The 23,207-nt window shown below is 64.5% G+C and carries 23 protein-coding genes and 3 pseudogenes; 12 read left to right on the top strand and 14 right to left on the bottom strand.

Annotated elements, in window-relative coordinates; translation table 11 throughout:
* Window positions 1-62: 62 nt before the first annotated feature.
* Both pdxA and M8J71_RS01505 read left to right on the top strand, forming a co-directional pair.
* The gene (gene pdxA, locus M8J71_RS23415; RefSeq protein ID WP_256246248.1) at window positions 63-2,444 is read left to right on the top strand and encodes a 4-hydroxythreonine-4-phosphate dehydrogenase PdxA; all 2,382 of its coding nucleotides are present in this window, start codon (window positions 63-65) and stop codon (window positions 2,442-2,444) included.
* Window positions 2,445-2,514: 70 nt separating this feature from the next.
* Window positions 2,515-3,288, top strand: coding sequence for a DeoR/GlpR family DNA-binding transcription regulator (locus M8J71_RS01505; protein ID WP_256246247.1), 774 nt, complete (start codon window positions 2,515-2,517; stop codon window positions 3,286-3,288).
* Between the two features lie 190 nt (window positions 3,289-3,478).
* Here M8J71_RS01505 and M8J71_RS01500 read toward each other — a convergent pair.
* The 5 genes and pseudogenes from M8J71_RS01500 to M8J71_RS01480 all read right to left on the bottom strand — a co-directional run.
* Window positions 3,479-3,616, bottom strand: a pseudogene (locus M8J71_RS01500) (hypothetical protein); the annotation flags it as partial.
* 125 nt (window positions 3,617-3,741) lie between these two features.
* Complete coding sequence (locus M8J71_RS01495; protein ID WP_256246246.1) at window positions 3,742-5,349, bottom strand: ABC transporter substrate-binding protein; 1,608 nt, start codon at window positions 5,347-5,349, stop codon at window positions 3,742-3,744.
* A 100-nt stretch (window positions 5,350-5,449) separates the two neighbouring features.
* On the bottom strand, window positions 5,450-6,409 hold the full coding sequence (locus M8J71_RS01490; RefSeq protein WP_256246245.1) for a carbohydrate ABC transporter permease: 960 nt from the start codon (window positions 6,407-6,409) through the stop codon (window positions 5,450-5,452).
* 7 nt (window positions 6,410-6,416) lie between these two features.
* The gene (locus M8J71_RS01485; protein ID WP_256246244.1) at window positions 6,417-7,391 is read right to left on the bottom strand and encodes an ABC transporter permease; all 975 of its coding nucleotides are present in this window, start codon (window positions 7,389-7,391) and stop codon (window positions 6,417-6,419) included.
* Window positions 7,388-8,431: a LacI family DNA-binding transcriptional regulator gene (locus M8J71_RS01480; RefSeq protein ID WP_256246243.1), complete on the bottom strand. Its 1,044-nt coding sequence runs from the start codon at window positions 8,429-8,431 to the stop codon at window positions 7,388-7,390. Before M8J71_RS01480 ends, M8J71_RS01485 begins: the two co-directional genes overlap by 4 nt.
* A 172-nt stretch (window positions 8,432-8,603) precedes the next feature.
* Between M8J71_RS01480 and M8J71_RS01475 the strand changes: the two genes are divergently transcribed.
* On the top strand, window positions 8,604-9,695 hold the full coding sequence (locus M8J71_RS01475; RefSeq protein WP_256246242.1) for an SDR family oxidoreductase: 1,092 nt from the start codon (window positions 8,604-8,606) through the stop codon (window positions 9,693-9,695).
* 141 nt (window positions 9,696-9,836) lie between these two features.
* Here M8J71_RS01475 and M8J71_RS01470 read toward each other — a convergent pair whose 3' ends face one another.
* Entirely contained in the window at window positions 9,837-11,024 is a 1,188-nt protein-coding gene (locus M8J71_RS01470; RefSeq protein WP_256246241.1) for a rhamnogalacturonan acetylesterase, read from the bottom strand.
* Between the two features lie 251 nt (window positions 11,025-11,275).
* Window positions 11,276-12,205, bottom strand: coding sequence for an aldo/keto reductase (locus M8J71_RS01465; RefSeq protein ID WP_256246240.1), 930 nt, complete (start codon window positions 12,203-12,205; stop codon window positions 11,276-11,278).
* 338 nt (window positions 12,206-12,543) lie between these two features.
* Here M8J71_RS01465 and M8J71_RS23555 point away from each other — a divergent pair.
* The 3 genes and pseudogenes from M8J71_RS23555 to M8J71_RS23550 form a co-directional block, all read left to right on the top strand.
* Window positions 12,544-12,625 (top strand): annotated as a pseudogene (locus tag M8J71_RS23555) (YkvA family protein); the annotation flags it as partial.
* A gap of 192 nt (window positions 12,626-12,817) precedes the next feature.
* Complete coding sequence (locus M8J71_RS01455) at window positions 12,818-13,006, top strand: hypothetical protein (RefSeq protein WP_256246238.1); 189 nt, start codon at window positions 12,818-12,820, stop codon at window positions 13,004-13,006.
* A 297-nt stretch (window positions 13,007-13,303) separates the two neighbouring features.
* Window positions 13,304-13,399, top strand: a complete 96-nt coding sequence (locus M8J71_RS23550) for a pentapeptide repeat-containing protein (RefSeq protein WP_374114790.1) — start codon at window positions 13,304-13,306, stop codon at window positions 13,397-13,399.
* Between the two features lie 307 nt (window positions 13,400-13,706).
* On the opposite strand, the gene M8J71_RS01450 is transcribed toward M8J71_RS23550, so the two are convergent.
* The 4 genes from M8J71_RS01450 to M8J71_RS01440 form a co-directional block, all read right to left on the bottom strand.
* Window positions 13,707-13,883, bottom strand: a complete 177-nt coding sequence (locus tag M8J71_RS01450) for a CsbD family protein (RefSeq protein ID WP_163165952.1) — start codon at window positions 13,881-13,883, stop codon at window positions 13,707-13,709.
* Between the two features lie 95 nt (window positions 13,884-13,978).
* On the bottom strand, window positions 13,979-14,170 hold the full coding sequence (locus M8J71_RS23545) for a DUF2231 domain-containing protein (protein WP_374114793.1): 192 nt from the start codon (window positions 14,168-14,170) through the stop codon (window positions 13,979-13,981).
* 105 nt (window positions 14,171-14,275) lie between these two features.
* Window positions 14,276-15,262 carry an aldo/keto reductase gene (locus M8J71_RS01445; RefSeq protein ID WP_256246237.1) on the bottom strand — a complete coding sequence of 329 codons (987 nt, stop codon included), beginning with the start codon at window positions 15,260-15,262 and terminating at the stop codon, window positions 14,276-14,278.
* Window positions 15,263-15,576: 314 nt separating this feature from the next.
* Entirely contained in the window at window positions 15,577-15,834 is a 258-nt protein-coding gene (locus M8J71_RS01440; RefSeq protein WP_256246236.1) for a metal-sensitive transcriptional regulator, read from the bottom strand.
* 129 nt (window positions 15,835-15,963) lie between these two features.
* Here M8J71_RS01440 and M8J71_RS01435 point away from each other — a divergent pair, with 129 nt between their 5' ends.
* The 4 genes from M8J71_RS01435 to M8J71_RS01420 all read left to right on the top strand — a co-directional run bounded on the left by M8J71_RS01435 (window position 15,964) and on the right by M8J71_RS01420 (window position 19,309).
* The gene (locus tag M8J71_RS01435) at window positions 15,964-16,590 is read left to right on the top strand and encodes a rhodanese-like domain-containing protein (protein WP_256246235.1); all 627 of its coding nucleotides are present in this window, start codon (window positions 15,964-15,966) and stop codon (window positions 16,588-16,590) included.
* Window positions 16,587-17,477 (top strand): sulfite exporter TauE/SafE family protein, encoded by an 891-nt coding sequence (locus M8J71_RS01430; RefSeq protein WP_256246234.1) that lies wholly within the window; start codon window positions 16,587-16,589, stop codon window positions 17,475-17,477. The genes M8J71_RS01435 and M8J71_RS01430 overlap by 4 nt, the downstream gene beginning before the upstream one ends.
* 38 nt (window positions 17,478-17,515) lie before the next feature.
* Complete coding sequence (locus M8J71_RS01425; protein ID WP_256246233.1) at window positions 17,516-18,925, top strand: MBL fold metallo-hydrolase; 1,410 nt, start codon at window positions 17,516-17,518, stop codon at window positions 18,923-18,925.
* 120 nt (window positions 18,926-19,045) lie between these two features.
* Window positions 19,046-19,309 (top strand): plasmid pRiA4b ORF-3 family protein, encoded by a 264-nt coding sequence (locus tag M8J71_RS01420; protein WP_256246232.1) that lies wholly within the window; start codon window positions 19,046-19,048, stop codon window positions 19,307-19,309.
* Window positions 19,310-19,582: 273 nt separating this feature from the next.
* Here the strand turns inward: M8J71_RS01420 and M8J71_RS01415 are convergent, their stop codons facing one another.
* From M8J71_RS01415 to M8J71_RS01405, 3 genes are all read right to left on the bottom strand, one after another.
* Entirely contained in the window at window positions 19,583-19,933 is a 351-nt protein-coding gene (locus M8J71_RS01415) for a hypothetical protein (protein WP_256246231.1), read from the bottom strand.
* Between the two features lie 23 nt (window positions 19,934-19,956).
* On the bottom strand, window positions 19,957-21,228 hold the full coding sequence (locus M8J71_RS01410; protein WP_256246230.1) for a serine/threonine-protein kinase: 1,272 nt from the start codon (window positions 21,226-21,228) through the stop codon (window positions 19,957-19,959).
* A gap of 124 nt (window positions 21,229-21,352) precedes the next feature.
* Complete coding sequence (locus tag M8J71_RS01405) at window positions 21,353-21,529, bottom strand: CsbD family protein (RefSeq protein ID WP_137320645.1); 177 nt, start codon at window positions 21,527-21,529, stop codon at window positions 21,353-21,355.
* A 400-nt stretch (window positions 21,530-21,929) separates the two neighbouring features.
* Between M8J71_RS01405 and M8J71_RS23410 the strand changes: the two are divergent.
* Window positions 21,930-22,211 (top strand): annotated as a pseudogene (locus tag M8J71_RS23410) (enoyl-ACP reductase); the annotation flags it as partial.
* A 62-nt stretch (window positions 22,212-22,273) separates the two neighbouring features.
* On the top strand, window positions 22,274-23,161 hold the full coding sequence (locus tag M8J71_RS01400; RefSeq protein WP_308292939.1) for a saccharopine dehydrogenase family protein: 888 nt from the start codon (window positions 22,274-22,276) through the stop codon (window positions 23,159-23,161).
* Window positions 23,162-23,207: the final 46 nt, after the last annotated feature.

Genomic DNA, 23,207 nt, shown 5'->3' with positions numbered 1-23,207 from the left:
AATGTTTGAAAGCATCCCGCACTTGAGCGGGGTTCGAGTCGACTACGGACGAGAGGAGCAACGTGGCTTCCGTATTTGTGCAGGCCGACGATTTCTCCGGCGCCGCCGAGGTTGGCTACTGCTTTGTCCAGCACGGGCTCTCCGCGCAGGTTCTGCTCGGAACGGGCAGCGCTTCAACAACGCACGACGGCGAAGCCTCCTTCATCCGGCCGGCCACCGATGTGGTGGTCGCGGATACGCATTCGCGCGGGCTTGCCGAGGCCGCCGCCGAGGCGTTGGCGAAGGCCGCCTTTTCGGGTCCCGACGCTGCGGGTGCGCAGGTGATGTTCAAGAAGATGGACTCCCTGTGGCGCGGCAACGTGCGGGCCGAAGTTTCCGCGCTGATTAGCCTTGGTTTTCATGCTGTTGTTGCCGGGGCACTCCCCCAGCTTCAGCGCTCCGTCGTGAATGGCCGGCCGCTGATGGCCGGCACTCCCCTGGCGGAAACGGACCTGTGGCAGGCCGAGCTTTCGGCCCCGCCGGCGGACGTTCCGTCGCTGCTCCGGCCGGAAGATCCGGCCTCAGTGCAGACCCTGGATCTGGCCGAGGTCCGGTCGGGCTCGCTGGCTAGGGAGCTGTCCGCATTGTTGGCCTCTGACCGGCCGCAACTGGTGGTTGCTGATGGCGAAACGGTTCAGGACCTGGAGCAGGTGGTGGACGCCCTGCTAGAGCTGGACTTCCAGGCCGGTGGCCGGCGGATTGTGTTGGTAGGCACCGGTGGAACCGCTGACGTGCTCGCGCAACGGCTGGCTGCACAAGTTGCGCGAAATGCGCAAGTTGCGGCAGAAACGAACGCAACCGCCACAGAACCGCAGGCAACCGCAAGGCCGGTGCTCGCCGTCGTCGGCTCCGCATCCAAAACTGCCCAGGCGCAGCTGGCTGAGCTGGAGGGCCGCGGCTTCGAAGTCATCAGGCTTCACCCGCAGTATGCCGGCGCCACTGGTGCTTACGGACCTCAGCTGCAGGAAGCAAGGGTGGCTCTGGCCGCGGGCACCGACGTGGCCGTCACTCTGGCGGCAGGAAAAGTGGATCCGGCACGCGCCGCCAGCATCGTGCAGGCCCTCTCCTCCTTCGCCGCCAAGGTAGCAAAAGGACTGGAGGCGGACCTGATACTCACCGGCGGTGAGACGGCCCGGGAAGTCCTGGACGCCGTCGGCCACCAACGCCTGGTGCCGCTCGCAGCGGTGCAGCACGGCGCGGTGCTCAGCCGCGCCGATGACGGGACGCTGGTGGGCACCAAGCCCGGCAGCTTTGGCGATGACCTCGCCCTTCTACAGCTTTACGACGAAATCCGGGAGCGCCGCGGCCAGTCCGTGCAGGCGCCCGCCAACACCCTTTCCCCGCTAGACCAACCATCTGGAGCAGACATGACAACCGCCGCAGTGACCAAGACCGAGCAGAACGAACTCCCCTACGTGGCCGTGACCATGGGCGACGGCGCCGGGGTGGGGCCGGAGGTGGTGGTGGCCGCCGTGCTGGATCCGCAAAGCAACGCCGAATGCCGACCCGTGGTGATCGGCGACGCGCTGCGCCTGCGCCAGGCCGCTGACGTCCTGGGCATCGAGGCGGACATCCAAAGCATCGAAAACGTGGAGGATGCCGTGTTCACGCCGGGCCGGGTGAACGTGATCGACCTGGCGCTGCTGCCGGAGGACCTGGCGTGGGGGCAGCTCTCCCCTGTGGCCGGGCACGCCGCGTACGAGTACATCCGGGTGGCCAGCGAGCTGGCTATGGCCGGGAAGGTGCAGGCCATCTGCACTGCGCCGCTGAACAAGGAGGCGCTGCACTCCGCCGGACACATCTTTCCCGGGCACACGGAGCTTCTGGCACACCTGACGGGCACGGAGGAAGTGTCCATGATGCTCTCCACACCCAAGATCCGGGTGATCCACGTGACCACGCACATCGGGCTGATGGATGCCATCCGCAAGATCAACCCGGACCTGGTGGAGCGCACCATCCGCCGCGGCCACGAGGCGCTGGTCCGGGCCGGCATCCCGAACCCGAAGATCGGCGTGTGCGCCATCAACCCGCATGCTGGCGAGAACGGCCTGTTCGGCCAGGGCGAGGAAGCGGAGAAGATCGAGCCGGGTGTGAAAGCGGCGCAGGCGGACGGGATCAACGCGGTGGGCCCGCTGCCGGCGGACACGCTGTTCTTCCTGGCCGGCCGGGGCGACTACGACCTAGTGGTGGCCATGTACCACGACCAGGGCCACGGCCCGGTGAAGGTGCTGGGCATCGAAGCCGGGGTGAACATCACGGTGGGCCTGCCGGTAATCCGCACCTCCGTGGACCATGGCACCGCCTTCGACATCGCCGGCAAGGCCATCGCCGATTCCCGGTCCATGGTGGAGGCACTGCACCAGGCGGCGGAGATGGCCACGCGGCCCGCCGTCGCCGTGTAGGCGTTGCTGCGGGGTCTCGTCGAGAGCCGGAACTAGCATGGTTACCACTGCCACGGGAAGGAGACCGGGAATGCTCAGCGCAAACGCGCGGCGCGAGGAGATCTACCACCTTGCCGTGACCACCGGCCTCGCCTCCGTGGAGGAACTGTCCGCCCGGTTCGAGGTGACGGCGTCCACCATTCGCCGGGACTTGGCCCTCCTGAACGGGCAGGGCCGGCTGGCCCGCACCTACGGCGGCGCCATGGCGCTGGGCGCGCACCCGGAGGCGTCGCTAAGGCAGCGCACCGGCGAGGCGTTCGAGCAGAAACACGCCATCGCCCGCTGGGCGGCGTCCGTGATCCGGCCCGGGGAGAACATCCTGCTCGACGCCGGCTCCACCGTAGGCGCTTTGGCCCACGAACTGCGCGGGTTCGAGAAGCTGTCCGTGACCACGCCGGGCATCAACACCATGCAGGAACTCGCCGAGTCCGAGGGCATAGAGGTCGACTGCCTGGGCGGCCGGCTGCGGAGCGTTTCGCAAAGTTTTGTGGGACCGCTGGCCGAGGCGGCGCTGGAGCGGATGAGCTTCGACCGCGTGTTCCTGGGTGCCGACGCCGTCACCGCCGAGGACGGCATCTGCGAGGCCGACCACGCCCAGACCCGCCTCAAGGAACTCATGGCCCGGCGCGGGCGGGAAGTCTACGTGCTGGCCGATTCGTCCAAGCTAGGGCTTAGGCCCTTCCACGCGTGGGCGCGGCTGGCGCTGCCCTGGACCCTGGTGACGGACGACGGCGCCGACCCTGAGCAGGTGCAGAAGTTCCGTGACGCGGGGGTACAGGTTGAGGTGGCGGCTGCAGGCGGTTAAGCAGGCACCGACACGATCCACTTGCCGGGTCGCCGCATTCCCTGACGCTGGTCGCGTGGGGAGACTAGATGAGTAAGTCCTATTGCCGTGGCGGGGCGCGGGAGCTTTTAAAGTAGGGCGGAGAGTGTTAAGCCGGGGTTGTGAACTCGCAACTAAACACTCTCCTGACCACACTTTACGTCTATTTGGATGGGTTGTTCTGGTAGTAGAGGTGGTAGACGCCGTCATGGAAAATCAGGCCGTTGGGGTCATTGAGCCAGGTGTTCCGGGCGGCATAATGCAGGGCCGGCCGGAAGGTCTCGGCTGTCGTGGCGGTCGCGGCAATCATGAAGGTGGCGTCTCATTTCTTGGCAGGTGTGGTCTCTGCGGGTCCCGTGGGAGTACCGGCAGGGGGGTGAGCGGGGCGGGTGGGGGCCGGCGCGGGAAGCGCCGGCCCCCACCCGTTTTTGGGTGTTAGGAGTTCTTTTTGTAGCGGTCGTAGGCCTGCTGGTAGACCTCGATCATCTTGTCGACTCCGACGTTCTTGAGCTGGGAGACGTAGCCGTCCCATTCCTGCTCGATTCCTCCGGAGACGATCCACTTGGCCATGTTCTGCTTCACCAGGGACGTGACATCGGTCTGGATGGTGCTGATCTGCTGGAGTTCCTCGTTGGACAGGGCCACCGGAGGGTAACCGTCGTTGCCGGCCAAGGGCTTGTAGAGTTCCTCCACGGTCTTCTGGCGTTCCGCTGCCCGCGGTTCCGGGGCAACCACCGTGGTGAAGTTCTCAGCGGTGTTTGCCTTCGGACCGCCGGGAGCGACCTTTTGGCGGCGTTCACCTTCGCTGGTTCCGGCCGGGGCCGGGATCTGGGTCAGCAGGCCGCTGGCGTCCCTTTGCAGGGTCTCGCCGATCGGTCCCCAGTTGGCCTGTGCGGACTGGATGGGGTCGTAGAGGTTGTCGGCCCAGCGCATGGTGGCCGCCGGGTATTTGTTGTTCCGGGTGATGGCGAAGGCGCCGCGGGCGATTTCCTGGTTGTTGGCCTGGCTGGCGATCCTCTTGCCGTCCACGCCTTCCAGCACGGGGACCAGGGCGTAGTCGGCGGCGCGGTCCGCGCCGACCATTTCGGGGATTTCCCACCAGACAAAGGAGCCGAGATTTTCGGTGGCGGCCTTGCCCTTTGCCAGGTACGCCTTGTCGTCCTGCGAGAAGGACTCAGGGTCAATCAGGCCTTCCTGGTACCACTCGTGCAGGGTCTGGATCGCCTTTTTGTAGCCGTCCTGGGTGGCGGTGAAGATGACCTTGTCGTCCTGGACAATGCGGTGGTCCATGTTGTCCGGCACGCCGCCGAGGGCAGCGATAAGGTCCACGATGTCCCCGCACCAGGATCCGGGCATAAAGCTCAGCGGGATGGTCTTGCCGGTCCCGGACGCGTCCTGGGTCTTGAACGCCAGCAAAGCATCGTGGAACTCGTCCACGGTCTTCGGCATCGGGATGTTGAGTTTTTTCAGCCAGGAGGTGTTGATGGCGAGTTCGTGGGGGAACTGGACCAGGCCGAGTTCTTCGATGGAGGGCAGCGAGTAGATGTGCCCGTCCGAGGAGGTGATGGCTGCCTTGATGTCAGGCCGTTCGGAGAGCAGCTTGGAGAGGTTGGGGGCGTTCTTTTCGATCAGGCCCTCGAGCGGGATGAGGGTGCCGCTGGCGGAGTACGTGGCGATCTCGGCGTCGGTCAGGCCGGTGTTGAAGAACGCATCGGGCAGGTCACCGCTGGCCAGGATGAGGTTCTTCTTTTCCTGGAAGACCGTCTCGGGCAGGTTCTCCCAGTTGACGCGGATGTTGGTGGCCTTTTCCCATTCCTGCACCACGGTCATGGTGTTGTAGTCCGGGGCCAGTGCGGTTTTGGTGCCGGAGAAGGTCAGGTCAAGTTTCTTGCTGACGATCGGGAAGCCTGTTTCCTGGAAACCGAAGTCAGCGGAGGCGTCTTTGATCTCCGTGGTGCCCGAGCCGCCGCCGGAGCAGGCGGTGAACGTCAACGTTCCGGCCAGGACGGCGCCGAGGACGGCGTATTTGCGGCTGAATGCCATGGTCATTCCTTATCTGAGGTGTAGTTGTTCCGAGGTGGGGTGTTCCCAGGTGGGAGGTGCTGTTGCTGCCCGACGGCGGTTGCCGGGGCGGGAATAGGAGCTATTTGACGGCGCCGATCATGGCGCCCTTGGTGAAGTGCTTCTGCATGAATGGCAGGGCAATCATGAGGGGCAGGCTCGAGACGACGATCATGGCGTACTTGGTGAGCTCTGCGATCCGCTGCGCTGCGGCATAGGATTCGATGTCTCCGCCGGTGGTACCGGTGGATGAGACATCTGACTGGATGAGGATGTTGCGCAGGACTAGCTGCAGCGGGTATTTGGTGTCGTCATTGAGGAAGATCAGTGCGTCGAAGAACGAGTTCCACTGCGCCACCACGTGGATCATGATCATGAGCATGATCAGCGGTTTGGACAGGGGCAGCACCATCTTGAAGAAGAACTTGAAGTCGGTTGCCCCGTCCATCTGGGCGGCTTCGCGCAGTTCGTTCGGAATGGTGTGTTCAAAGAACGACCTTGCGATGATCAGGTTCCACACACCCACGGCGCCGGGCAGGACAACTGCCCAGACGGTGTCGAGCATGCCCAGGTCGCGGACCACCAGGTACTTGGTGATGAGTCCGCCGTCGAAGAACATGGTGATGACGAACAGGAGCATCAGGAATTTCCGGCCCGGCATGTCCTTGCGGGACAGGGCGTAGGCGCCGCAGAGGATCGTGCTGACGCTGACGGCCGTGCCGAGCACTGTGTAGACAACGGTGTTGCCCAGGCCATTCCAGATCCTGCTGTCCGCGAAGATGCGCTCGTACCCTTCGGTGGTGATGCCCGAGGGGAGGAGCCAGACCTTTCCTTCGTAGACGGCGTTCGGGTCGCTGATGGAGGCGATCACGATGAAGTACAGCGGATACACCACGGCCAGGATGGACAGCACGAGGACGGCTGTGGCGGCGATGCCGAAGGCGCGGTCGCCGTACCTGGCCCGCAGCGATTGCTTGGGGCGGACCTGGCTGACGGTCCGGTTCGGGGTGTCGGTAGTGCGGGGGTTGGTTGTCAGAGACATATCGGCATCACCACAGGGTCGCTTGGTTGGCCCGGCGCGCAATCGTGTTGAAAACGAGCAGCAGCGCCAGGTTGAGGAGGGAGTTGAACAGGCCGATAGCGGCCGAGTAGCTGAACTGCGCCTGCTGCAGGCCCGCGTGGTAGACGTACGTCTGGATGATTTCCGAGGATGCGATGTTCAGCGGCGTCTGCATCAGCAGCGCCTTCTCAAAACCGACGTTGAGCAGGTTGCCGATGGCCAGGATGAACAGGATGGTCACCACCGGCATGATGCCGGGCAGGTCGATGTGCCGGATGCGCTGAAGCTTCGAGGCGCCGTCCACCTTGGCCGCGTCATGCAACGCAGGATCGATGGCTGCCAGGGCCGCCAGGTAAACAATCATCGAGAAGCCGGCGTTCTGCCACACATCCGAGATCACGTACACGGGCCGGAACCACTCCGCGGAGCCCATAAAGAACACAGGCTCCCCGCCGGCAAGCTGGATGGCGTTGTTCACCAGCCCGGACCGGGGTGAGAGGAGGACGAACATGATGCCCACCACCACAACGGTGGAGATGAACGCGGGCGAGTAGAGCACAGTCTGGGTGAACTTCTTGAACCTCTCGCTTTGAAGCTGGTTGACCAGCAGCGCGAGGATGATCGGGATGGGGAAGGCCACCAGCAGGCCGAGGATGGCGATCCACAGGGTGTTTCCGACCACCTGGCCGAACTGGTAGGAGTTCACGAACCTGATGAAGTGGGTCAGGCCCACCCAGGGGCTGTCCGTGAAGCCGTCCACCGGGTTGTAGTTCTTGAACGCTATCTGCACGCCGTACATCGGCCAGTACTTGAAGACCAGGATGTAGATAACGGCCGGTGCTAGTAATACGTATAACTGCCAGGCGCGGGAAATTCTCTTGAGGCGGAGCGAAAGAGAATTTTTCCGCTGCGGCAGCGGTGCCGCGGCTGGACTGCCGTGTCGGGCCGGGATGGTGCGGCTCATGGCGTCTCCTTGGGACGGGTCACTGAGTTCCGTTCGATCAGAGGGCAGTCCATGAGCTCGACCCGGCCATCGGGTTCCGCATCCTGGAGGATCAGTTCAACCGCGCGCCGGCCCATGGCGACGAACGGCAATTCAAAGGTGGTCAGGCCCGGCCGCAGGAACGGCGCCAACGTTGCCTGATTATCAAAGCCCACAATGGACACGTCGCCAGGGATTGAAAGGCGCAGGTCAGAGACGGCCTGGTAGGCGCCCCAGGCGCCGCGGTCGTTGGCGCAGAAGATCGCGGTGGGCGGGTTGCTGGAGGTCAACAGCTCCATCGCGTACTTGTAGCCGTCTTCCTCGCCGCCACTGCCGAAGCGGACCAGGTCCGGATCCAGTTCCAGTCCGGCTTCCCCAAGTGCTTTCCGGTAGCCGTCGTAGCGTCCGACGGCGGCCGGCAGCCCGCTTTCGAGGGTCTCAATATTGATCAGCGCGATCCGGGAATGCCCGGCCTCGAGCAGCCGCTGGGTGGCCGCATATCCGCCGGTGACTTCGTCCGGCGCGACACTGGCAACCCTTCCTGCCCGATCCTGTGAGTTCAGCACCACGGACCGGACGCCGGTCAGGGCCTCCGGAACATCCAGGCGGCGGTGGTACATGCCGGCGTAAACCACTCCTGCAACCTTGTAGGAGAGCATTGTGTCCAGCGACGCGGCCTCAAGCTCCTTGTCCCCGCCCGTGTTGACCGTCAGCAGGAGGAGTCCGTCTTCCCACGCCCGCTGCTGCGCGCCTTCGATGATGGCGCCGGCAAAAGGAGTGGTTGCAACGGTGTCGCCGATGAAGCCGATCATCCCGGCCACGCCTTCGCGAAGTGTCTTGGCGTGGGCGTTGGTGCGGTAGCCCAGCTGCTTAACTGCGTCTCGGACCTTCCGGCGCGTATCCTCGGAGAACCGCGAGCCTGAGGCCGAGTTCAGCACCAGGGATACGGTGGCCTGCGAGACGCCGGCGGCAGCAGCGACGTCGTGCATTGTCGGTCCTGACTTTGGCCGTGATCCAGCCATGGGCACCTCCTCGGGCCGGTGGTAAATCGCATAGTTATTCGTATAACTGGGTCAACTGTAGCGGGCGTCACGTTGGAGCGTCAATAGGGGAGTGGATGATGGCACGCAGGAATATCTCTCCGGGACGCGGGCTTGTCCCCAATGGCAGGAGCAGCACACCATGAGGAGGACCATGACCATCGGAACAGGAACAACAAGAAGTACGGGGCGTACGGCTCTCGTGGTGGGAGCCACCGGCATCGCAGGATCCGCCCTGGTGGACACCTTGGCAGGCGAAGGCTGGGATGTCCTTGCGCTGTCCCGCAGGTCCGGAGCGGAGCGCGCCGGGGTTCGGTGGTTATCGGCAGACCTGACCTCGGCTGCATCCCTGGCCAGCGTGCTCGGCCCGGAGAATCCCTCGCACGTCTTTTTCACGGCGTGGTCCCGGCGCGACACGGAAGAAGAGAACATCACCGTCAATGCCGGCATGGTCCGTGACCTGCTCGCTGCACTCCGCGGCAAGGACGTAGCCCACGTCGCCCTGATGACCGGCCTTAAGCATTACCTCGGACCCTTCGAGGCATACGCAGCGGGAGAGATGGCGGACACGCCCTTCCACGAGGAGGAGCCGCGCCTGCCGGTGCCGAACTTTTACTACGCGCAGGAGGATGAGCTCTGGGCCGCGGCGGCGGAGCAGGGGTTCACCTGGTCCGTGCACCGTGCGCACACGGTGATCGGGCATGCGGTAGGCAACACCATGAACATGGGCCTTACCCTCGCCGCCCAGGCCACCCTTTGCAGGGAGCGTGGGGAGCCGTTCGTTTTTCCCGGGTCCGAGACGCAGTGGAACGGCCTGACCGACATGACCGAGGCGGGCCTGCTCGCCGAGCACATGCTCTGGGCAGCCACCGCACCGCAGGCTGCAAACGAGGCCTTTAATATCGTCAACGGCGACGTGTTCCGCTGGCGCTGGATGTGGCCGAAGCTGGCAGCCTACTTTGGCGTGGAGTGGGAGGGGTACCAGGGGGAGCCCCGGCCGCTCGAGCAGTCGATGGCAGGGCGGGAGGACCAGTGGCGGGAACTGGCCCGGCGCCATAACCTCAGTGAGCCGGAGCTGGACCGGGTCGCCTCTTGGTGGCACACGGACGGCGACCTGGGGCGCAACATCGAGGTAGTGACAGACATGGGCAAGAGCCGGGATGCCGGGTTTACCGGCTACCGCCGGACGCTCGATGCCTTCATCGCACTTTTCGACCGCTACCGGGCGGACAACCTCATTCCCTGACCGGGGCGCTCGCAGGGGGCGGCGGCCGGTTTGCAGGCGCCGCTGCCCGGCCCCTTGGCTCCGGCCCTTGGGACGGAGGGCTGAAATCACGACGGCGGGATGCAAGCTCCCGGCCGCATCCCGCCGTCGCTTCCTGCTCGGTTAGAGGCCCTGGCGGGCCAGGTCCTCCGCCACGAGCCGTGCCAGTTCAATGGCACCGGCACGGTTGGGGTGCAGGGTGTCACCGGTCATGAACAGGGCCAGCGTCGCCTGCGGACCAATCTCGGTGAAGTAGCTGGATGACAGGACGTTCAGGTCAACCAGGGGGATGCCCTCCTCCTGTGCCAGGGCAATAGTGGAGTTGCGGTACCAGCGGTTCACCGAGGAGTGGACGCCGTCAACGAAGTCCGTTGCCCGGCCCTGCGGCGTAACCAGGACGGGCGTCGCTCCGGTGGCTGCCACCTGCCGGACCATGTCCCGCATGATCTCCTTAAACTCCGCCTCGGTGGTGGCGTTCTTGGCAGCAGTGTCGTTGATGCCCATCTCCAGCAGGAACAGGTCGCCCGGCTTGATGTACTGCAGGATGGCTTCCAGTTGACCGTCGTTGCGGAAGCCGCGGGCGATTTGTCCGCCGGTTGCAATGTTCCGGATGTCGAAGGCTTCCGGGTCAACAAACTGCGGGAGCATCTGGCCCCAGCCGCCCTGCACGCTGGTCTCCAGGGGGTAGTAGCTGGCAACTGTAGAATCCCCGCCCACCCAAATGGTCGGGTCCATCTCCGAATGGCGGGACACCTTTTCGATTTCCAGTGCGCTCAGCGTGAAGGCCGTGCCAACCTTGCCTTCGGTGACCAGCAGGTTCAACTGGCCATCAGTTACGGGAATCTCGAAGGAAGCCGTGGCACCGTTTCCGGTCAGGTTCATCTCCTGGAAGACGCCCTCGGCCGCAATGCTCGCGCGGGAGGTGTCACCGAGGGTGACGGACACCTTGTACAGGCCTTCCTTCAGGTCCACATCAAAGGTGTTGGCGCTCTTGGTCCCGAATTGCAGGAAGCGGACCGCGTCGCTCCCTGCCCCGGTTCCCTTTGCGGGAACGTTGGCCATGTGCTCGGGCGTTTTGAAGCCGTAACGCTTCTCGGGGCTGTACACGTCGGTGGCGTTGACCCCGATGTAGCCCTCTTCAATCGGTCCGCTGCCGAAGTCAAAGAGGTAGTTGCTGGGCTCAGCGTGGGCGGCAGGTGCGGACACGCTGAGTCCTGCGCCGCTCACCAGCGCCGCAGCCGCAAGGCAACAGGCAAGGGTTTTTCGAGTGGGCTTGCCGGACGTGTTGCGCAGGCTGGGACTTTCGGTCACGTTCATCTCCTTCGATGACGGTGGAGCAGGGACCACGGCGTCGTGTTCTTGTATCGATTCAAAAAGTGGGCCCAACGGTGCTGCTTGATTCGAACCGGGGCTCGCCGGAGGGGGATGTGATGTACCGGCGTTACAACCTTTGTAACAGTGTGCAACGTGAGCGGTCAAGATGTTTTGGGAGAATTGTGTGCTGTTTTGTTCCGCAATGTAGCAGATCCGTGACCCCAAAACTTGGCTCGTGGAAGTGCCCGCTAGCCCAGTTCCCCGGTTCCAGCTGCAGCAAGGGGCAGGATCCTGTCCCAGAAATCCTCGGGAATTTTCGTGCTGGCCAGCTGCAGCGCTTCCTCAACGCGGCCGGGTTCGGACATGCCCACGATGGTGGAGCTGACCCGAGGATCGCGGATGGAGAACTGCAGGGCAGCGGCCGCCAGCGGCACGGAATACTCGGCACAGAGCGCCTCCATTTTCCGGACCCGGGCGATGATCGCCGGACTTGCCGGGCGGTAGCAGTAGTTGGGCGCGGCGTCGGGCCCCTTCACCAGCATGCCACCGCCAAAAGGTGCGGCATTGATGAACGCCACCCCGCGTGCCATCGCGTCCTGGATCAGGGGCTCGGCGGTCTGGTCCACCAGGGTGTAGCGGTTGTGGCTGATGACGACGTCGAACAGGTCCGTGGCCAGGTACTTCAGCTCCAGGTCGATTGGCCCGCCCGCCACGCCCAGGTGCCCGATGACGCCCTGGTCCCGCAAATCAACCAGCGCCTCCAGCGGCCCGCCCTCCCTGGTGCCTTCCTCGAAGGTGATCTTTTCCGGATCGTGCAGGTAGACCAGCTGCAGCCGGTCCATGCCGAGCCGCTCGAGGCTTTCCTCCACGGAGCGGCGGACGCGGTCCCCGGAGAAGTCGTTGGTCCCGCGGATGGGGTCAACTTTAGTGGCCACAACGAAGCCTTCCGGGAGGCTACCGGCCTCGGCAAGGGCCTGGCCGATCCGCTTCTCGCTGTTGCCGCCGTCGCCGTACTCGTTGGAGGTGTCGATGAAGTTGAAGGGGCTTTCCAGGACGCGGCGGATGGTTGCGACGGCGGTGTCCGTCCCGCGCGGAGCAGGGTGGCTGCCCAAGGAGCTGGTGCCCACACAGATGGCTGAGACGGAGAGGCCGGTACGGCCCAGAACACGGTAATCCATTGTTTGCTCCTCAATGGTGGGTTTCCCGGAAAGGCTACCCCGATCTTGAGCCGGAGCAACTGGAGTACGCTCGTCCAGGAGCCGGAGCCTCACCCGGCGCGCCACGCAGGGAGGTGCGGATGTCCTGGGAGATGGTCGCCGGAATTGCGGCCGGATTGCTGCTGGCGTACGCCGTGCTGCTCCTCCTTCTGTGGTGGTACGCGCGCCGCCATCCCGAGACCGTCACCATGAAGGACGCGCTGCGGCTGCTGCCGGACCTGCTCCGGCTCATCAGGAGGCTGGCCGCGGACCGGACCCTCGCCGTCGGAGTGAGGGTGCGGCTGGTGCTGCTGCTTGCCTACCTGCTCTCGCCCATTGACCTGGTGCCGGACTTCATTCCGGTGATTGGCTACGCGGACGATGCGGTCATTGTGGCCCTGGTGCTGCGGTCGGTGCTCAAGCGGGCCGGGCCCGAGGCCCTCGAAAGGCACTGGCCCGGAAGCCGGCCCGGGCTGGACGTCATCCTGAAAGCGGCGGCCCCGGTCCGCCGTCGGCCCTAAATTCTTTGGCTTTGTCCGCTCCTTTCGCGCCGGGTGCTGTTAGCGTGGAGGCCCGGCCACTGAAGGAGGAGCAATGACCATCAACTCACCAGATTCACTGCCCGACGACGAGCTGCAGGAAGGCGCCACGGCCAGCAAGGGCAAGGACGACGGCGGTGTTCCCGGCGGGGAGGATGGCGTCGGCATCGGTGCGGATGCGGAGCCGAACACCTTCGAACCGGAAGAGGACCCGGAGGCAACCGACGGGCCGGAGACGGACTGAAGCCCCGCGGCTTGCTGCTGCCGTCGCCGGCTCAAGGTTCACTCAAGATTTGCGGCAAACGGCCCAACCCGGCTTTCCGGTAGTTACCAGCCGGTAGATTCTTAGGTGCTTCCAACTTTTCCCCCAAAGCGGAAGCACAAGGGAAGCCCCTGCGCTGGAGCATGACTCGCGCAGGGGCTTCCCATCACCCAATTGCGGGACTCGCTCGTCCTTGCTGTCCATGGCTCCAGCTGGAAGATTTGCCGGCATGGCAATCTTCAGCGGATCCGATGACGTGCCGCGTGCCGGGTTTTTGACGTGAACCTGCGAGGGGCGCGGTTCGTGAGGTGCGACCTGTCCGGTGCTGTAATGCGCTCCCGGTGGGCCCGCTGTCACCTAACCGCTGCAAGGTGAGTGGGGCCGGCGACGGCTGGGGGAGGTGCCCGCGGTCTCAGACGGACACCAACGTCGCCGGCCCCAGCCTGGTTCCCGGCAAATATGCCGGGAAATCTAGGGGCTGAGAGCCAGTAGCGGGATTTGCTTTCCCCGCTGTTGAAAAGACTAAATGGCTTGAGCCACGTGGACACGAGTAGTCAGTACTCGTTAACGGCAAGGACTCCACTTAGGAGAAAGATGGCCGGTGGAGTCTGGGGAGATTGCCGGGCCACAGCAAAGAAGGGCGCCGCTCCGGTTGGAGCGACGCCCTTCCCATGATGGGAAATCAGTCTTTCTTGAATGCGTCTTTCACTTTTTCTCCGGCCTGCTTCAGGTCGCCTTTGGCCTGGTCGCCCTGGCCTTCGGCCCTCAGGCTCTCGTCGCCCGTAGCTTCTCCGGCGGCTTCCTTGCCCTTGCCGCCCAGCTTCTCGGCTGCGTTACCGATCTTGTCGTCCAAACCCATGGTGATTCTCCCTTCGGTCGGAATCCGCCCGCATCGCGGTGACGGACTTACGCCACCATCCTAGCCCGGCGGTTTACTGCCGTATCCTCGGATTTTTAAAGAAATCCTTGGCTCTGCGTCTTTTCGTCAGCCCCTCTCACACCGTAGTGATAGGCAAGTTTGCCGCCGAGGTAGCCGGAGGCGCCCACGATGGCGTAGCCCGCGAGGCTGAGGATGAAGGGGACGGTAGCGAAATCCTGCTTGTCGTCTCCCAGCCTGAGGAAGAAGCTGACCGTGAAAGCGCGAATTATGTAGGTAACCTAACTTTAGAAGCCGCGGTGAGTTTAAACAAGGGATGTGTTTTTAGAAGGAGGGAGTGCGGGAACCCGTGTTGCCGTGCGCGGGGAACAGGCTTAGGCCGGGATCAGGCCCCGCTCCTGCAGGTCCTGCCACAGCGCCTCGGGGACCTCGATGGACATGCGTTTGGCGCTTTCGCTGATCTGCGCCGGCCTGCTGGCGCCGACGGTGACGTTGACGACTGCTGGGTGGCGGAAGGGGAACTGGATGGCGGCGGTGGGAAGTTCAACACCGTGTTCTTTGCAGATGGCTGCCAGTTTGCGGGCCCGGTCCAGGATTTCTGCGGGGGCCTGGGAGTAGTTGTAATGCGCATCGGAAGGCAACTCGGGCTTGGCCAGGATGCCGGAGTTGTAGACGCCCACGCTCACCACCCCGGTGCCCAACTCCTGGCAACGGTCAAGCAGTCCCTCACCGGGACGGCCGTCCGAGCCGGGCTGTTCCAGCATAGTGAACCTGCCGGCCAGCATCAGGAGATCCAGGCTGGCCGCTTCCACGCACTGCAGGGCGGCGCCGGCGGTGTTGGTGCCGACGCCTATGGCCCGGACCAGCCCTTCAGCGCGAAGCTTCTCCAGGGCTGGAAGGGCAGACTTCACGGCATCTTCCATGCTGTACACGTCGGGATCGTGCAGGTAGGCGATGTCGATGTGGTCCAAGCCCAGCCGTTCCAGCGACTGCTCGATGCTGCGCCGCACTCCTGCCTCGGAGGGATCCCATTCGCGCCGCAGTTCAGCGGGCACGTCAAAGCCTTCCGGATCCTTCGTGTCCCTGGTTGCGGGTGATGGGACGAGGACCCTGCCCACCTTCGTGGAGAGAATGAAGTCTTTCCGCGGTTTCCGGGTCAGGACCTCGCCGATCCGCCGCTCGGACAGGCCGAGCCCGTAATGCGGCGCTGTATCGAAGTAGCGGATGCCGGCGTCCCACGCCGATTCCACCGTTGCGGCCGCCTGCTCGTCAGAAATGGCGCGGTACAGATTGCCCACTCCGGTGCCGCCAAAGCCGAGGCGGCCCAGCTGATCCCGTAACTGCCCGTTGTCCTCGTTCATGGCGCTGTTCCTCCGCTTCCGTGGCTCACAATGGCAGGAGCCTAAGTTGGGGCGTTGGTGCTGTCAACGACATGGGGGGAGCGGATGAATGTCTGGCCCCCTTGTTGTCCTGCCGTCGAGGATGTCCATGCCGAAGGTGTCAGGGTGGGGTCTTTGAGTTTCCGGAAGCATTGTCCGGAAACGGCTACACCGGCCCTTATCTAACAGTTATTTCGAGGGTCTCCTGACGTCATGTTGGGGTGTACTTCATTTCCAGTACGTCCGCCGTTGTGAAGTTGGCGTTAGTAGCCGTGTTCTGGGAGACGAAGGACTGGTCACGCAAGGGAGAGGAAGAGCTTTTCCAGCTCTTTTTTGTCCATCGTGGTGTCTTCGCGGACGATGCATTGCTCGAGCCCTGTGGCGATGATGGCGAAGCCGGCCCTGTCCAGGGCCTTCGAGACGGCAGCCAGCTGCGTGACGATGTCCTTGCAGTCCTTGCCTTCCTCGAGCATGCGGGTGACAGCGGCTAGCTGTCCCTGGGCGCGCTTGAGCCGGTTGACCACGGGGGTCAGTTCAGTTGGGTCGAGTTGCATGGAGTCTCCAAAAAGGCTGGGTGGATTGGCTTCAACTATACCCCCTCGGGTGTTTTGCATACCCTAGGGGGTATCTGCAATACTCGGTGGCGTATCCACCCTTCCCCCCACCCCACCGAGAGGCCAGCAATGACTTCCCCTTCCACCGCGCCAGCCGTTACCGCCCTTGCTCCCGAGACCCTTCGCAGCTGGATCGAGAACTTTCAGGACCTCGTGGTGATCGATGTCCGGTCCGCCGCCGAGTTCGAGTCCCTGCACATCCGCGGCTCCTACAACGTGCCCCTGCCGCTGCTGTCCGAGCACACCGACGAGCTTGCCGCCCGACTGGGCTCCCGCATTGTCCTGGTCTGCCAGTCGGGGGTGCGCGCCGAGCAGGCCCGTCAGCGTCTTGCCAAGGCCGGGATCGACACTGCCTACGTCCTGACCGGCGGCGCGCCGGGCTTCGCTGCCGCCGGCGGGCACGTGGTGAGGGGCAAGGACCGCTGGGCCCTCGAGCGCCAGGTCCGCCTCGCCGCAGGATCCCTGGTGGTCCTGGGTCTGGCCGGCGGAAAGTTCGTCTCCCCGAAGATCCGCATGCTCGCCGGTGCCATCGGCACGGGACTGACCTTCTCCGCAGCCACCAATACCTGCGCCATGGGTAAGGCCCTCTCAGCCATGCCGTGGAACAAGGCCACCAAGGAACCCACGCGCGAAAGCGCCATCCTGACCCTGCCCGTCGTTGACGCCCGGGTGAAGGCCGAGGTCAACGCGTCATGACCGTCACCCTGGCCCTGGTCCTTGCCCTGTCGGTGGTCATCGGGCTCTCGCTCGGCGTTCTGGGTGGCGGCGGATCCATCCTGACCGTCCCGATCCTGGTCTACGTCGCCGGGTTCGAGGCCAAGGAAGCCATCGCAGCCTCCCTCTTCGTCGTGGGCGTTACCTCCGTGGTCAGCGTGTTCAGCCACGCCCGGGAGGGAAGGGTGATGTGGCGGACCGGCCTGATTTTCGGCGCCGCGGGCATGGCCGGCGCGTTCGCCGGCGGCCTGCTCGGCGGGCACATTCCCGGCCAGATCCTGCTCATCGCCTTCGCCATCATGATGGTGGCGACCTCCGTGGCAATGCTCCGTGGACGGAAAAAGAAGAACGACGACGGCGCCGCGCCAGTCAGGCACGCGCTGCCCCTTGGCAGGGTGCTGCTGGATGGCGCCGCCGTCGGGCTCATCACCGGCCTGGTCGGCGCGGGCGGCGGATTCCTGGTGGTCCCGGCCCTGGCACTCCTGGGCGGCCTGCCGATGTCCGTCGCCGTGGGCACCTCCCTGGTGGTCATCGCCATGAAATCGTTCGCAGGGCTCGCCGGCTACCTCACCACCGTCCAGCCCGACTGGGGGATCACCCTCGGCGTGACCGCCGCCGCCATCGTCGGCAGTCTGATTGGCTCGAAGCTGGCCGGCCGGATCCCGGAAGCGGCACTGCGCAAAGCTTTCGGCTGGTTCGTCCTTGCCATGGGAAGCTTTGTCCTCATCCAGCAGGCACCGGCCCACCTGCAGTGGTTCATCGCCGCCGGAATCGCAGCGCTCACCGCAGCCCCCGTCGCAATCTGCTGGTTCTTGATCAGCTCCTGCCCACTGCGCAATACCCGGCGCAACGTTCCCAGACCCGCCTGATTCACGCTTACCACCCTCTTCTCAAAGGAGATCACTACATGCTTATCGAGCGCATTTACGACGAAGACCTCGCACAGGCCAGCTACCTGATCGGCTGCCAGGCCAACGGCACCGCGGTTGTTGTGGACGGCCGCCGCGACATCGCGGTCTATCAGGAACTGGCTGAGAAGAACGGTATGAAGATTGTGGCCGTTACCGAGACCCACATCCACGCCGACTACCTCTCCGGCACCCGTGAACTGGCCGCAGCCACCGGTGCGAAGATCTACGTCTCGGGCGAGGGCGGACCGGACTGGCAGTACGAATTCGACGGTGAACGGCTCTACGACGGCGACAAGATCACCATCGGCAACATCAGCATCCAGGCCGTCCACACCCCGGGTCACACCCCGGAGCACCTGTCCTTCCTGGTGACCGACGGGGCGTTCAGCGACCTGCCCGGCTTCCTGCTCTCCGGCGACTTCGTCTTCTCGGGCGACGTGGGTCGGCCGGACCTTCTGGACGAGGCCGCCGGCGGCGTCGACACCCGCTTCGAAGGCGCCAGGCAGCTCTTTGCCAGCTTGCGGGACAAGTTCCTGACCCTGCCCGATCACATTCAGGTTCATCCTGCCCACGGTGCCGGCAGTGCCTGCGGCAAGGCCCTCGGCGCGATCCCGTCATCCACGGTCGGTTATGAGCGGCTCTACTCCTGGTGGGGTCCCTACCTCGCGGCGAACGACGAGCAGGGCTTCATCAACGAACTCCTCGACGGCCAGCCCGACGCCCACGCCTACTTCGGCCGGATGAAGCGCGAAAATCGCGAAGGACCTGCCGTGATGGGTGAGCGGACCCCGCTGCCCGAACTCGCAACCGGCATCGTAGCTGCAGGCCTGGCCGAGGACACCCTGACCTTCATCGACACCCGCCCCAGCAGCGAAGTCCACGAAGGCACCGTCACCGGCTCGCTGAACATTCCGGCCGGCAAGTCCGTTGCCAGCTACGGCGCCTGGGTCGTTAACCCGGAAACGGACAAGAACCCGCTGGTCCTGCTGGCTGAGGACCAGGAAGCCGCGCAGGGCGTGTGGGACCATCTTGTCCGTGTAGGCATCGACAACATGGCCGGCTACGTAACCAGCATCGACGGACTCCCCACCTTTACGCCGAAGCTGATCCAACCCGAAGACCTGCACGGCTTTGACGCCGCCATGGTCGTGGATGTCCGGAACAAGACCGAGCACACCGCCGGGCATATCCCCGGCTCGCACCAGCTCAGCGGCGGCCGCCTGATGTGGCACCTCGATGAGCTTCCCGCCGAAGGCACCATCGTCACCTACTGCCAGTCCGGCGTCCGGAACTCCGTCGCCGCCAGCGCCCTGCGCCGGGCCGGGTACGACGTCGTCGAACTGGACGGCAGCTACGCTGCGTGGGACGCGTTCCAGGCCTCCGCGCCCGCGGACACCACGAGCTGATTGACCTCGCAGGGCGGCGGGCCGGGGGACCACGCGGCCGGCCGACGGCGAATTCCCGGAAGTCCCACAGTGGCTTCCCGGGCAGCAGTGCGAGGAACAGGGCGACAGGCCTGAGGAGGATTGCTCCCTGGATCAGCTGCTGGCCCTGGGCTCGGGGAAGCGTTCTACGAGTATGACTTCGGTGACAGCTGGCTTCATCGGCTCGAGCTCGTTTCCCGCCGGCCCGCGGACGACGACAGTCCGCTGGCCCGCCTGGTCGACGGTGCCCGGCGGGGACCGCTGGAAGACTCCGGAGGTTTCTCCGGCTGTGAGGAACTTATCGATGCCTTGGCCGACCGTCGCATCCTCACCACGCCGCACACGCTGCATGGGTGGCCGACATAACCGGTTCCGATGTGCCTTTTGACCCTGCCTTCCTGGACATCCCCGCCGTAAACCGGGCGCTGGCTGAGCAGTTGACGGCCCTTTTCGTCCGCGCAAAGAGCAGGCTCCGAGGATGACGCCCTAAGCGCCCGACCGGACGGACGCTTAGGGCGTCATCAAGGGCGGAAGCAGATAAGGTGCTCACCATGTCCGGATCGCTTCGTTGTGGTGGCAGCTCCTGATTTCTCCTACCGAGGGGGAACCAGGTGACTCTGCTCCGCGCCCGGCTGTGGTTTAGTTCTTGTTTTTGTCGCCCCCGTGATCGTTCGGCTTGCCGGCCTTGGGCTTTTTGTTGTCATCGCGGCCTCCACCTGTGGCGGGTTGTTCCCCGTTCGCGGTTTGGTCCTGTTGCTCCGCTGGAGGGGCATCTACTGCCTGTGCGTCGGCGGGGGTTTCCACGGTAACGGCGGGCGCGGGTTCGGGATTGGAAACAGGAACGGGGTCTGAAGTTGCTACCGGCACGGGCGAGGGGGCTGCGGGCACTGCCTCGGCGGTGGGTTCTGCAGAAGAGGTGATGAGTGTTTGCAGATCGTTGCGGACCAGACGGATGGCCTTAATGATGCTCCGGTATTTTTCGAGCGTCATCCCGTTCCTGTCTGCTTCATTACTTACATCCTTTTCCAGCCGGTCCAATAAGGTGAGGGCAGCTTGAAGGTCACCTTTATTTCCCGCTTGGCGCGCACCTGGCTGTGGGTGGACTGGAAAGCAGGGAAGGGCTTAAGAGCGGTTTCAAGCTGGTCAAGGTGAAAATCGACTGGATTGTTCTGCACCGGTACTGCAGGCCCGGCAGGTGAAGCAGATTTGACGGTGCGGTCGCTGCCAAGGGTTGCACTTGTCACTCCGGTGAGGAGGACCGCCGCGATGGACGCGGCTAGAGCAGCCCGGGCGCGCTTTCCGGGTTTTCGCAACTGCCGGGCAGCAGCGGCTGGCGGATGCGGCGGCAACGGCGGGGGTACGGGAGTCCCTGAACTGCTGACGCTCCGCTCCATAGGTACGATGTCAGCAGTTGTTACTGAGACGGCGTGCGTGTCGTCCTGCAGGGCCAGCCGCTGCAGTGCGGTCGCTGCTTCTGCCGCGCTTAGCCGGTCAGCGGGTCGCCGGGCAGTCATCGCAGCCAGCAGGGCCTTCCAGCCTGCGCCAACACTGTCGGGGATGACGGGGTCCCTGTAGAGCCGCGCCACGCCCGATTCGATCTGGGCGCCGGGGAACTCGACCTGGCGTGTGAAGCACTCCAGCAGCACCAGACCCAGGGAATAAACGTCGCTTGCACCGTTCAAAGGCTCACCAAGAGCCTGCTCAGGGCTTAGGTACGCGGCAGTGCCGACCATGCGGCCTGTCCCCGTAAGATGGTCCTCCTCCATCATCCGGGCAATCCCGAAATCGGCGAGCTTGGCCCGCCAGTGCGTAGGAGGCTGGCCGGACCGGGGGTTGTAGAGAAGCACGTTCCCCGGTTTGAGGTCCCTATGGATCACGCCGCGGCTGTGGACGTAGTCCAGGGCAGCTGCCAGGTCCGACCCCGCGCCGGCGATCCCAGCTGGGTCCATGGGTCCGTCCCGCAGCCTACGCCGGAGGTCAGGGCCGGGCACGTACTCCATCACCACGAAGCTCCGCTCCGTGTCCGGATCGGTGCCGGCGTCGAACAAAGTCACCAGGGACGGATGGATCAGGGAGGCAAGGATCCGAATCTCAGCGTCCTGGCGGGCCAGCAACTCGGGCTCGCCGCCCTCCTTGGAGAAGACCTTAAGTGCCACTTCCCGGCCCAGGGCCTCATCCAGCGCCCGGTACACGCCTGCGGCGGCGCCGCGGCCGACCAGCTCCTGAAGCCGATATCGCCGGCAGAAAAGCTGGCCGGTTACTGCCGACTTCTGTACTTCCGTCATGCGAGCTCCCGTAGCGTTTCTGGCCGTTCTTATCCGGCGGGTAGTTGGCATCGCTGCTCCGCTCGTTGCGGATACAACAAGAGGCGCACCCCGTTCGCTGAGTGCGCCCCTCCTTGCAGCCTGGTCAATCCTTCTTGAAAGCGTCCTTGACCTTCTCGCCGGCCTGCTTTAAATCACCTTTGGCCTGGTCGGCCTGCCCCTCGGTCCGCAGGCTCTCATCGCCCGTGGCCGCGCCTGCCGCTTCCTTGCCCTTGCCGCCGGCTTTCTCGGCAGCGTTTTCGATCTTGTCGCCCAATCCCATGGTGTTTCCTCCTCTGGTTGGCAGCCGTCCGCATTCGGCTACAAACATCATAAGCATGCTTATGATCCTTTTATCAAGTGCCGGCCCGGCCTAACGTGGACAGCTGCCCTAGCTGCATTACCCCTCAGTTCTAGGCACACCGCTGTGCATCAGGATGACTGCTGCTATGCCGGGGGGGGGCGTATTCGTCCGGCGTATGGCCGACGGAAAACGCCCAAATATGGAACGGGAGTTATCACAACTACTTCTACTCCCTTGCTCAGGGCCGATAATGGAGATTGTCCCCGGCTATCGGCGGGCGGACCGGACTGCTCGTTGAACAGAAATCAGTTCCGGTTGTTCTGGGACCAAAACAAGAGAGCCGTGTGCCAGCCTGGAGTTGCCGTGAAAGGCTGCAGTTATGGACACCTCATTTCGGGAACATGACCTCGTTCTCTACGGAGCGACGGGTTTCGTTGGCCGATTGATCGCCGCCTACGTCGCGGAGCATGCACCGGCCGGTATGCGAGTCGGACTCGCCGGCCGGTCCAGGTCCAGACTCGGGGCGGTTCGGTCGCAGTTGCCGGTCGCGGCGCACGGATGGGCGCTCATCGAAGCCGACACGGAGGACGCGGACTCCATCGCCGCCCTGGCCGCGAACACACGCGTGCTCTTCACAACCGTCGGTCCATACGCGAAACACGGACTACCCGTCGTCGACGCCTGCGCACGGGCCGGTACCCACTACGCCGACCCGCGGGTGAGGTGTCCTTCATCCGGGAGGCGATTGACCGCTATGACGCTCTGGCCAGGACGAACGGGGCCAGGATCGTGCACTCCTGCGGCTACGACTCCGTGCCGTCCGACCTCGCTGTACTGCTGCTTCATCAGGCGGCAGAAGCCGACGGCGCTGGCAGTTTGGTCGAGGTCCAACTCGTTGCCACGGCCAAGGCTGGCATCAGCGGAGGAACGCTCGAATCGATGCGCGGGCAGCTGGACGCGATGCGATCAAGCACCGCCCTGCGGTCATTAGCCGCTGACCCGTACGCCCTGAGCCCCGACCGCACACGGGAGCCGACGACACAACAGCCTCCTGACGCCGGTCCTGTGCGCCGTTCCGATGACGGCACCTGGACCGCGCCATTCATCATGGCCCCTGTCAACACCCGGATAGTGCGCCGCAGCAACGCGTTGCAGGGCTGGGCCTACGGCCGCTCCCTCCAGTACGGCGAGGTGATGGGGGTGGGCCCCGGACCGGCAGGAGCAGTCGTCGCCAAGGCAACGGCACTCGGGCTCGGCGCATTCACGGGCGCGATGGCGTTCCCGCCCACCCGACGGGTGCTCGACCGCTTTCTTCCGGCACCAGGCACGGGTCCGAGCACCAGCACGCAGCGCGAAGGCTGGTTCCACTCCAGGGTAACCGCCCGCACAGAGAACGGGCACCGATACCAGGCGATTGCTGCCGGCCCCGGTGATCCCGGCTATGCCGCCACCGCCGTGATGGCAGGTGAGACTGCACTCGCTCTTGCCCTCGACGGTGATCGGCTGCCGACCGCGAAAGGGTCACTGACACCGGCCACTGCACTCGGGAACGTTCTCATACAGCGACTCCGCGCGGCTGGCCACACTTACCAGGTAACCAAACTCGCCTGAGCCCATGCTCCCGCTCCTGGCTTGGCGTAGGTAGTGGTAGACCGTC

Source organism: Pseudarthrobacter sp. R1, from assembly GCF_024494415.1.
Taxonomy (GTDB): Bacteria; Actinomycetota; Actinomycetes; order Actinomycetales; family Micrococcaceae; genus Arthrobacter.
The sequence above is the reverse complement of the archived record's forward strand: the minus strand, read 5'-3'. Positions and strand labels throughout refer to the sequence as shown.